At 72.1% G+C, this 7152-nt stretch carries 9 protein-coding genes and 1 pseudogene; 5 read left to right on the forward strand and 5 right to left on the reverse strand.

The window, feature by feature from the left end; all coding sequences use genetic code 11:
* Positions 1–291, reverse strand: a 291-nt coding sequence (locus H5J29_RS15335; RefSeq protein WP_446686479.1) for a helix-turn-helix domain-containing protein, incomplete at its 3' end; no start/stop codon positions are given.
* Positions 292–555: 264 nt separating this feature from the next.
* On the opposite strand from H5J29_RS15335, the gene H5J29_RS15340 reads away from it, so the two are divergent.
* Positions 556–846, forward strand: a complete 291-nt coding sequence (locus H5J29_RS15340) for a hypothetical protein (protein ID WP_181781639.1) — start codon at positions 556–558, stop codon at positions 844–846.
* A gap of 53 nt (positions 847–899) precedes the next feature.
* Here the strand turns inward: H5J29_RS15340 and H5J29_RS15345 are convergent, their stop codons facing one another.
* Both H5J29_RS15345 and H5J29_RS15350 read right to left on the reverse strand, forming a co-directional pair.
* A complete protein-coding gene (locus H5J29_RS15345) occupies positions 900–1580 on the reverse strand; it encodes an alpha/beta fold hydrolase (protein ID WP_181781640.1) in 681 nt (226 codons plus the stop codon).
* Positions 1573–1878, reverse strand: coding sequence for a thiamine-binding protein (locus H5J29_RS15350; protein ID WP_181781641.1), 306 nt, complete (start codon positions 1876–1878; stop codon positions 1573–1575). Before H5J29_RS15350 ends, H5J29_RS15345 begins: the two co-directional genes overlap by 8 nt.
* Positions 1879–1944: 66 nt before the next feature.
* Here H5J29_RS15350 and H5J29_RS15355 point away from each other — a divergent pair, with 66 nt between their 5' ends.
* Positions 1945–2448, forward strand: a complete 504-nt coding sequence (locus tag H5J29_RS15355) for a MarR family winged helix-turn-helix transcriptional regulator (protein ID WP_181781642.1) — start codon at positions 1945–1947, stop codon at positions 2446–2448.
* Positions 2449–2502: 54 nt separating this feature from the next.
* Here the strand turns inward: H5J29_RS15355 and meaB are convergent, their stop codons facing one another.
* A complete protein-coding gene (gene meaB / locus H5J29_RS15360) occupies positions 2503–3432 on the reverse strand; it encodes a methylmalonyl Co-A mutase-associated GTPase MeaB (protein WP_181781643.1) in 930 nt (309 codons plus the stop codon).
* Positions 3429–4607: an acetyl-CoA C-acetyltransferase gene (locus H5J29_RS15365; protein WP_181781644.1), complete on the reverse strand. Its 1179-nt coding sequence runs from the start codon at positions 4605–4607 to the stop codon at positions 3429–3431. Before H5J29_RS15365 ends, meaB begins: the two co-directional genes overlap by 4 nt.
* A 141-nt stretch (positions 4608–4748) precedes the next feature.
* Between H5J29_RS15365 and mce the strand changes: the two genes are divergently transcribed.
* The 3 genes and pseudogenes from mce to H5J29_RS15380 all read left to right on the forward strand — a co-directional run.
* Positions 4749–5219 carry a methylmalonyl-CoA epimerase gene (gene mce, locus H5J29_RS15370; protein WP_181781645.1) on the forward strand — a complete coding sequence of 157 codons (471 nt, stop codon included), beginning with the start codon at positions 4749–4751 and terminating at the stop codon, positions 5217–5219.
* A gap of 199 nt (positions 5220–5418) precedes the next feature.
* On the forward strand, positions 5419–6750 hold the full coding sequence (gene ccrA / locus H5J29_RS15375; protein ID WP_181781646.1) for a crotonyl-CoA carboxylase/reductase: 1332 nt from the start codon (positions 5419–5421) through the stop codon (positions 6748–6750).
* An 89-nt stretch (positions 6751–6839) separates the two neighbouring features.
* Positions 6840–7152, forward strand: a pseudogene (locus H5J29_RS15380) (DivIVA domain-containing protein); the annotation flags it as partial.

Raw genomic sequence — 7152 nt, forward strand, 5'->3', positions numbered from 1 at the left:
GAGCAGCCGCTCGGGGGAGGCCGTGCCCCAGATCGCGGGCACGGACCGCGCGACGAAGTCGGGGGCGAAGTTGTAGAACAGCGCCGTCACCACCTCGGCGGGGACCGCGCCGAGCGGGGCGGCGCGCTGGCCGAAGTAGCCGCGGAAGAAGCCGCGCAGCCCGAGCTTCTCCCCCGCGGCCCGCGGCTCCGACGCGAAGTACGTCACCGCGTGCAACGGCTCCAGTGCCCGCCACATCGTGCGTGCCCGGTGCTCGCCGTCGACGCTGGTCACACGCTCGTCCGTGGTCATGCCCGGCCCCTCTCCGCGGCGCGGAGGGCGCCGCCCGGTCGACCGTAGGCGGCCCGGAGCCCCCGGACCAGGCTCCGCATTGGGCCGTTCCGGTGGCGGCCGGGCACCCGGTGTCCCCGTCGGTGGCGATCGTGATCACCGGACCGGCGGAGCACCACGGCGGCGACGCGCTCGTTGGACAGGATGAAGTGGCCGCAAGGTCACTCTGCGTAGATGTCGGACGGGTCGATCCCCCGAGACCCGCCCCTTGACCGGAGGACCCGCATGAGCGAGAACACCACCGAGACCGCCGACCGCCTGCTCGCCGACGCGCGCAAGAAGACCGCCCGGCAGCAGAGCCCGGCGCTCGGCAAGGTGGCCCTGATCGTCGGCATCATCGCGCTGGTGGCCAGCCCGATCTCGATCGCGGGCTGGATCGGCGGTGTCGCCGCACTCGTCCTCGGTGCCCTCGCGGTCCGCAACCCGGAGACCGCGAAGCTCGCCAAGATCGCGATGGCCCTCGGCTTCGTCGCGATCCTGGTCGGCGTGTTCTTCTTCACCCTGAACATCGCCTGACCTGGAGGAACACCTCGACGGCCCGCGGCGATCCCGCGGGCCGTCGGCGTCTGTCAGACCGTCGCCATCAGCAGGGCGGCCAGCTCACGGGGGCGGGTGAGCATCGGGAAGTGCCCGCCGGGCAGCTCCCGCAGCTCGAACCCGCGCTCGCGGGCGATCCGGCGGGACGTCTCGGGGGTCGCCATCCGGTCGTCGGCGCAGACGACCGAGATCGTGCGGACCGCGGGCCACTCCTCCAGCGGGGTGACCTCCTTCGTCACGACCGTCGACTGGGGTCGCAGGTCGGCGATCGCCGCCTCGACGGGCGCGCTGTCCCCCAGCTCCTCGGCGATCCCGCCGTAGAGGGCCGCCCGGGCGGCCTCCGGCGTCCAGACCGTGGTCTCCTCCGGCCCCCGCTGCGGCCCGACCGGACCACGCCCACTGATCGTCGGGTCGGCACGCATGAGGTCGAGGTGCGAGGAACCCGGCTGCGGCACCATGGCCGCGAGCAGGACCAGCGCCCGGACCCGGTCCGCGACCCGCGCGGCCAGCACCGGCGCCGTCAGCCCGCCGAGCGAGTGCCCGACGATCACCAGGTCGCCCTCCGGCACCTCGACCGAGTCCGCGTACCCCGCCGCCCCGACCGGACCCGCCGGCAGGTCGGGGGCGACCGACGGGGCGTCGAGCACCTCCTGCAGCGGCGCCCAGCACGAGCCGCGGTGCCAGGCGCCGTGCAGCAGGACGACGCTAGTCACCGAGGGCCCGCTCGATCCGGTCGACCTTCGCCGTGAGCTGGCCGGTCCAGCCGGGCCGGATGTCCGCCTTGAGCACCAGGCTCACCCGCGGCGAGTGCGCCTGCACCGCCTCGACGGCCTTCTTCACCACGGCCATCCCCTCGTCCCACGTCTCGGACTCGATCGTGGTGAACATGGACGTGGTCTCGTTGGGGAGACCGGACTCACGGACCACCCGGACGGCCTCGGCGACGGCCTCGCCGACGCTCCCGTCCCCGGCCGCGCTTCCCGACGGGGCGATGCTGAACGCGAAGAGCATGTCCCCACCCTAGAAGGCCCCCATGATCTGCGGCGGCCGATGTCCGCCCTGCTAGCGTCCCTGCCCATGGCACAGCAGGGCCCGCTCCCCTTCGACCCGATAGACCGGGCGGCCGAGCTGTGGGCGGAGCGGATCGGGCCGTCGTCGACGATGCGCGCGGTCACGAGCGTGATGCGGGTGCAGCAGATCCTGCTGTCCGCCGTGGACGGTGCGCTCAAGCCGCACAACCTCACGTTCGCCCGCTACGAGGCACTGGTGCTGCTGTCCTTCGCGCGCGCCCGGAAGCTGCCCATGCGGGTGATGGGCGAGCGGCTGCAGCTGCACCCCACCAGCGTCACGAACATCGTGGACCGGCTGCAGGCGGACGGGCTCGTCCGCCGCACCCCGCACCCCACGGACCGCCGCGCCACCCTGGTCGAGATCACCCCGGACGGGGTCGCCCGCCTGGAGGGGGCCACGAAGTCCGTCACCGAGGTCGACTTCGGCCTGGTGGGCCTGGACGAGGGCGACAAGACCGTGCTCTTCGACCTGCTCGGCCGCATCCGGTCCGCCTCGGGAGACTTCCACTGACGCCTGCACGAGCGGCACTCTCGCTCAGTAGGTATGAGCGAGAGTGCCGTTCGCTCACAGGGTGTTGAGGGCCTGGTCGGCGGCAGCGTAGGGGTCCAGTTCGCCTGCGACGACGCGGTCCGCGAACTCGGCCACCGCGCCCTTGTCCAGCCGGACGCGGACCTTCTCCAGTGCGATCGCCTCGATCTCGCCCTCCGCGCGCCTGCGCCGCCGCGCCGCACCCTCGCCGGAGGACGCCAGCCAGGCGCGGTGCCCGTCGATCGCCGCGACGACGTCCTCGATGCCCTCGCCGCGCGCCGCGACCGTCTTGCACACCGGCGGCGCCCACGCGTCCCGGCGCTCCCCCAGCGACATCATGTACCGGAGGTCGCGGACGGTCTGCGCGGCGCCGTCCCGGTCCGCCTTGTTGACCACGAACACGTCCGCGATCTCGAGGATCCCGGCCTTCGCGGCCTGCACCCCGTCGCCCATCCCGGGCGCGAGCAGCACGACCGTGGTGTCCGCCAGGGAGACGACGTCGATCTCCGACTGGCCGACGCCGACGGTCTCGACGAGCACGACGTCGCACCCCGCGGCGTCGAGCACGCGCAGCGCCTGTGGGGTGGCCCAGGCAAGCCCGCCGAGGTGACCGCGGGTGGCCATGGAGCGGATGAACACGCCGTCGTCGAGCGCGTGGTCGCCCATCCGGACGCGGTCGCCCAGCAGCGCCCCGCCGGAGAAGGGCGAGGAGGGGTCCACGGCGAGCACGCCGACCCGTTTCCCCGCGGCCCGCAGCGCCCCGACCAGCGCGGACGTGGTCGTGGACTTGCCGACGCCCGGTGAGCCGGTCAGCCCGACCACCTGCGCGCGCCCGGTGTGCGGGGCGAGCAGCGCGGCGATCTCCGGCAGGTCCGCGGCCCCGCTCTCGACGCGGGAGATCAGCTGGGCGACCGCACGCTGCTGTCCGGCCAGCGCGCGGTCGACGAGCTCGCGGGGGTCCTTCACACCTTCAGGATCAGCGCGTCGCCCTGCCCGCCGCCACCGCAGAGCGCGGCCGCACCGACACCGCCGCCGCGGCGCTTGAGCTCGAGGGCCAGGTGCAGCGCGATCCGGGCGCCCGACATGCCGATCGGGTGGCCGATGGCGATGGCGCCGCCGTTGACGTTGACCTTGTCCTCGGAGAGGCCCAGCTTGCGCGCGGACACCACGCCGACGGCGGCGAACGCCTCGTTGATCTCGACCAGGTCGAGGTCCGACGGGTCGATGCCCTGCTTGGCGCAGGCCTTGGCGATCGCGTTGGCGGGCTGCTCCTGCAGGCTCGCGTCCGGCCCGGCCACGACGCCGTGCGCGCCGATCTCGGCGAGCCAGCTCAGGCCGAGCTCCTCGGCCTTCGCCTTGCTCATCACGACGACGGCGGCGGCGCCGTCGGAGATCTGCGACGACGAGCCCGCGGTGATGGTGCCGTCCGCGGCGAACGCCGGGCGGAGCTTGCCGAGGCTCTCGGCGGTGGTGTCCGCGCGGACGCCCTCGTCGGTGGTGAAGACGACCGGGTCGCCCTTCCGCTGCGGGATCTCGACGGGGACGATCTCCTCGTCGAACACGCCGTTCTTCTGCGCCGCGGCCGCTCGCTGGTGCGAGCGGGCGGCGAACTCGTCCTGGTCGGCGCGGGAGAGCTCGTAGCGGTTGTTGTACTTCTCCGTCGAGGCACCCATCGCGACCTGGTCGAAGGCGCAGAACAGACCGTCGTAGGACATGCTGTCCACGAGCGTGGTGTCGCCGAACTTGGTGCCCTCGCGGGACTTCGCCAGCAGGTGCGGCGCCTGGGTCATGGACTCCTGCCCACCCGCGACGACGACGTCGAACTCGCCGGCGCGGATCAGCTGGTCGGCCAGGGCGATGGCGTCGACGCCGGACAGACACACCTTGTTGATGCTGAGTGCGGGCACGTCCATCGGGATGCCCGCGGCGACCGCGGCCTGGCGCGCGGGGATCTGGCCCGCACCCGCCGTGAGCACCTGGCCCATGATCACGTACTCGACCTGCTCCGGCGCGACGCCCGCCTTCTCGAGGGCGCCCTTGATCGCGACGCCTCCCAGCTGGGCGCCGGTGAAGCCCTTGAGCGAGCCGAGCAGGCGACCCACCGGGGTACGCGCTCCAGCGACGATGACGGACTCGGTCACGACGACCTCCAGCAACTGCTTCGGAACCGGGATTGACTTGGGACGATACCCGCCGGCCACCCTCGCGCAGACGGCCCGAACGGAGGGGGTGAGCAGCCACACAGACCCCGACCGGGCCCGCGGGATGCGATTCTGCTGCGCATGACGGCACAGACGGAATCGACCCACGGTGCGCTCGGATCCCTGCTCACGCAGATCGACCACGTGGGCATCGCGGTCGCGGACCTCGACGAGGCCATCGCCTGGTACGGCGACGTGTTCGGCCTGGTCAACACACACGAGGAGGTCAACGAGGAGCAGGGGGTGCGCGAGGCCATGCTCGCCGCGCCCGGGGCGGACCCGGCCACGTCGACCCGCATCCAGCTGCTGGCCCCGCTGCGACCGGACTCCACGATCGCGAAGTTCCTGGACCGCAACGGCCCGGGCCTGCAGCAGCTCGCCTACCGGGTGACGGACATCGAGGCGGCCATGGAGGCGCTCAAGGCCAAGGGCCTGCGCCTGCTCTACCCCGAGCCCCGGCGCGGCACGGCGGACTCCCGGATCAACTTCGTGCACCCGAAGGACGCGGGCGGGGTGCTCGTCGAGCTCGTGGAGCCCGCCGCCTCCCACTGAACGAGCAGCCTCGCAGCCCCTCCGATCAGGCGGTTTCGCCCCGGTCGGAGGGGCTGCTTCATTGATCCAGTCGGTGGCGTGCGTCACGATCCGGTCCATCATGACCGAGCATCAGCAGAATGCTGCGGGTACCATACTGCGCAGTAACTGATCAGTATGCCAAGCACGACCCGCGACAGACGCCACCGGAGGCCCAGCCGTGCAGGAGATCCTCGACGCCATCCTCGCCGAGAAGTTCGACGCCGTCGGCGAGCTGGCGGTGCCGGACCACTACCAGGCCATGACCGTCCACGAGGACGAGGCCGGGATGTTCGACGGCATCGCGACCCGCGACAAGGACCCGCGCAAGAGCCTCCACCTGGACGAGGTGCCCACGCCGGAGCTCGGCCCGGGCGAGGCGCTGGTGGCCGTGATGGCCAGCGCGATCAACTACAACACCGTGTGGACCTCGATCTTCGAGCCGGTGTCCACCTTCGGCTTCCTCAAGCGCTACGGCCGCGAGTCCGAGCTGGCCAAGCGGCACGACCTGCCGTACCACATCGTGGGGTCCGACCTGGCCGGCGTCGTCGTGCGCACCGGTGCGGGGGTCAACGCGTGGAAGCCCGGGGACCGGGTCGTCGCGCACTGCCTGTCCGTCGAGCTGGAGAGCCCGGACGGGCACAGCGACACGATGATGGACCCGCAGCAGCGGATCTGGGGCTTCGAGACCAACTTCGGCGGCCTCGCGCAGCTCGCGCTGGTCAAGTCCAACCAGCTGATGCCCAAGCCCGCCCACCTGACGTGGGAGGAGGCCGCCTCCCCCGGGCTGGTCAACTCCACCGCCTACCGGCAGCTGGTGTCCCGCAACGGCGCCGACATGAAGCAGGGCGACACCGTGCTGATCTGGGGCGCGAGCGGCGGGCTCGGCTCGTACGCGACCCAGTTCGCGCTCAACGGCGGCGCCACGCCGATCTGCGTCGTCTCCTCGCCGGAGAAGGCGGAGATCTGCCGGGCCATGGGCGCCGAGCACGTGATCGACCGCAACGCCGAGGGCTACCGGTTCTGGAAGGACCCGCAGACCCAGGACCCCAAGGAGTGGAAGCGCTTCGGGGCCAAGATCCGCGAGCTGACCGGCGGGGACGACCCCGACATCGTGTTCGAGCACCCGGGCCGCGAGACCTTCGGCGCCTCGGTCTACGTGGCGCGCAAGGGCGGCACGATCGTGACCTGCGCGTCGACCTCCGGGTACATGCACGAGTACGACAACCGGTACCTGTGGATGAACCTCAAGCGCATCGTGGGCTCGCACTTCGCGAACTACCGCGAGGCGTGGGAGGCGAACAAGCTGATCGACAAGGGCCTCGTGCACCCCACGCTGTCCAAGGTCTACCCGCTGGCGGACACCGGCCAGGCCGCGTTCGACGTCCACCAGAACTCCCACCAGGGCAAGGTCGGCGTGCTCGCGCTGGCCCCCGAGGAGGGCCTCGGCGTGACGAACCCGGAGAAGCGCGCGAAGCACCTCGCGGCGATCAACCGGTTCCGGGGCGTCTGACCGTTCGGATCGGCCCGGTCGGGTGACGGCGCTTACGGCGCATCGCGTGTGACGCTCCGCGAGCGCCGTCGCCCGGTACGGTGACGAGCATGGTCGGTGAACCGGAGAACTCCCCGAACGACGCCGGTTTCCAGCCCTCCGCCGGATTCCGCGTGGTGCGGCGTGGCTTCGACCAGGAGCAGGTCAACAGCCACCTGCACCGGATCGACGCGGACGTCCGACTGCTCGCGGCGGACCGCGACGCCGCCGTCGACCAGGTCTCCCGGCTGGCCCGAGAGCTCGACCACGCCCGTGGTCAGGTCGAGACCATGCGCCAGCAGGTGCGCAGGCTCGCGGGACCGCCGGACAGCGTGCAGGGCATGAGCGAGCGCATGCGCTCGATGCTGCGGCTGGCCGAGGACG

Source organism: Pseudonocardia pini (genome assembly GCF_013870575.1).
Lineage (GTDB): Bacteria > Actinomycetota > Actinomycetes > Mycobacteriales > Pseudonocardiaceae > Pseudonocardia > Pseudonocardia pini.